The organism is Saccharospirillaceae bacterium (assembly GCA_022448365.1).
Lineage (GTDB): Bacteria > Pseudomonadota > Gammaproteobacteria > Pseudomonadales > Oceanobacteraceae > Bacterioplanoides.
On the sequence record JAKVCS010000027.1, the window covers coordinates 1 to 2455 of the forward strand.

At 47.7% G+C, this 2455-nt stretch carries 4 protein-coding genes; all 4 read left to right on the forward strand.

Going from position 1 to position 2455, the window contains the following annotated elements; genetic code table 11:
- The coding region (locus MK185_17730) for an IS3 family transposase (GenBank protein ID MCH2042471.1) at positions 1 to 722 on the forward strand (722 nt) is incomplete at its 5' end.
- A gap of 287 nt (positions 723 to 1009) precedes the next feature.
- Entirely contained in the window at positions 1010 to 1300 is a 291-nt protein-coding gene (locus MK185_17735; protein ID MCH2042472.1) for an IS66 family insertion sequence element accessory protein TnpB, read from the forward strand.
- Positions 1297 to 1641 (forward strand): IS66 family insertion sequence element accessory protein TnpB, encoded by a 345-nt coding sequence (gene tnpB, locus MK185_17740; GenBank protein MCH2042473.1) that lies wholly within the window; start codon positions 1297 to 1299, stop codon positions 1639 to 1641. The genes MK185_17735 and tnpB overlap by 4 nt, the downstream gene beginning before the upstream one ends.
- A gap of 122 nt (positions 1642 to 1763) precedes the next feature.
- Positions 1764 to 2264, forward strand: a complete 501-nt coding sequence (locus tag MK185_17745; GenBank protein ID MCH2042474.1) for a hypothetical protein — start codon at positions 1764 to 1766, stop codon at positions 2262 to 2264.
- Positions 2265 to 2455: the final 191 nt, after the last annotated feature.

Here is a 2455-nt window from a genome sequence, read left to right on the forward strand (position 1 = left end):
CGCATGAGGATAGAGTCATTCAATGCGTACGTCAGGAGCGAATGATGCAACCTCGCATCGGCACTAGGAAACTACAGTATCTTCTTGCGCTCGTTAAAATAGACATTGGTAGGGATCATCTCTTTAATTTACTAAGAGAAAGGCGTCTACTAGTGCCGACAAAGCGTGCCTATCACAAAACAACGAACAGCCATCATCGGTTCCGCTGTCATCCCAACCTCATTAAAGCGGGGTTAAAAGCGGATAAACCCAATCAGCTATGGGTAGCGGATATAACGTACTTACCGACGCGAAGTGGAGAGAGTTATGTGAGTCTCATTACAGATGCTTATTCGCGGAAGATTGTGGGCTATCAGGTTGACGATAACATGCGAACGCAGTCAGTAAAGCAAGCATTTACTCGAGCGCTTAAACAAAAAAGTACAAACGAAAAACTCGTACATCATTCTGACAGAGGTATACAGTATTGCTCAGAAGAGTATCAAAAACTCCATAGAAAACATGATGTACAGTGCTCAATGACAGATGGCTACGACTGCTATCAAAACGCCCTTGCAGAGCGGATAAACGGTATTCTTAAAAATGAATACTTACTCCATAAGCCAAGAGATTTAGAAGAAGCGAGAAAGATGGTTGCAGAGTCAGTAGCAATCTATAATGGTAGGCGGCCACATCTGGCCCTTAAATACAAAACGCCCGATGAAATACATCGGGCGTTTTAACCGAAATAAGTGTCAACCTATTTCAGGACTAGTCAAGCCTATCTGCTGTTGCCGTGGCGGTGAACCCGGGGTGATGTCAGTATCGCAGGCCATCCCTATCAGGCTGGCGGCCGATGAGATGTGGACGTTGATATCGTAAACGGCGCTCCCCGCCACGTTCAGGTACGGTAAGTAGTCACAGTAGAAACAACACAGGTTGTCCATACACGTTCATTCCGCGACGTCCTGCCACCCCAGTAAATTTCGCCCTACAGTAACATCACATTTCCCAGCACGAGGTTACCCTTATGAGAAAGCACCGTACTCCAGAACAGTGGCAGACCCTGGTTGATCAGCAGCGCGCCTGCGGCTTGTCAGCGCCGCAGTTTTGTAAACAGGAGGAGATCGGTTGCGCCAGCTTCTGTAACTGGCGCAAGCGCCTGTCCGATCCGTCGACTGATGAGTCGTCAGGTCCCGGTGAAGCCGGTTTTCTGGATCTCTCGTCGTTGATGAGCAACTCTCCATCCTCCGGCCCAGGCTGGAACATTGTGCTTAGCCTCGGCAACGGCGTGGAACTGCGGCTGAGCCAGAACGGATGATCGGGCTCGATAGCCAGGCGCGCATCTGGCTGTGCACCGAGCCCACCGGCATGCGCAAATCATTCGGGGGCTTGAGCGCCCTGGTCCGGAATCAGTTGAAGCACGACCCACTTAGCGGCCAGTATTTTGTCTTCGTCAACCGTCGAAAGACTCAGATGAAGATGCTGTACTTTACCGCCACCGGTTATTGCCTGTGGGCCAAGCGCCTGGAGCAGGGACAGTTCCGGGTGCCGTTATCTGCCTCTGGTCAGCGGGCCCTGACCCTGACGGATCTGCAACTGCTGATCGATGGTATCGAAGTGCAAAAATGCCGGCAGTTCAAGCGTTTTCGAGGGGTATAGAGAGTGGACTTCGGGTATAATAACGGCCATGAATTCAACGGCTTCCACTCCTTCTTCCAACGCACCTTCTTACTTGAAGTGACCCCCAATAGTTGGACTATCCAATTACTGGGGGTCTTTTTATGTCCAAACATCACAGAGCATTTAAGTTAAAGCTAGCGCGACTAGCGCAAGAAGAGAGTTCAGGAGCCTTAGGTAGAAAGTTTAAAGTACGACCTAACCTTATTCGTTACTGGTCTCAAGTCTATCGCATCAACGGCTTTGATAGTTTTATCCATAAGCAATTGCCTTACACCTTTGAATTTAAACTGCATGTACTCAATGCTATGTCTGCGAATCATTGGTCACTGACATATACCAGCGCCTATTTCGACTTATCATCCCCAGGTATTTTATTTCAATGGCAAAAGCTTTATGCTCGCGAGGGTATAACTCGTCTTAAACCACAGAAAACAGGTAGGCCTCGCGTGATTAATCATTCTTCTACTCCTAAACCATCATCTGAGATGACTGAAAAAGAACTGAGAGAAGAGCTCGATTATCTACGTGCAGAGAACGCTGTCTTAAAAAAGTTAGAAGCCTTGGCTCAAGCCAGAAAGAAAAAAGCAAAGACAAAACGATAGTTGTCGAAGAGCTCAAGGCAATATATAGCTTACAGCATTTATTAAAGGTTACAGGGCTTCCCAAGAGTGTGTATTACTACCATCGTAATACACTGAATCAGCCTTGTTCCAATACTGACTTACGCATAAAGATACGTGATATCTATCACAAGCATAAAGGGCGCTATGGCTATCGTAGAATCACTTACGCG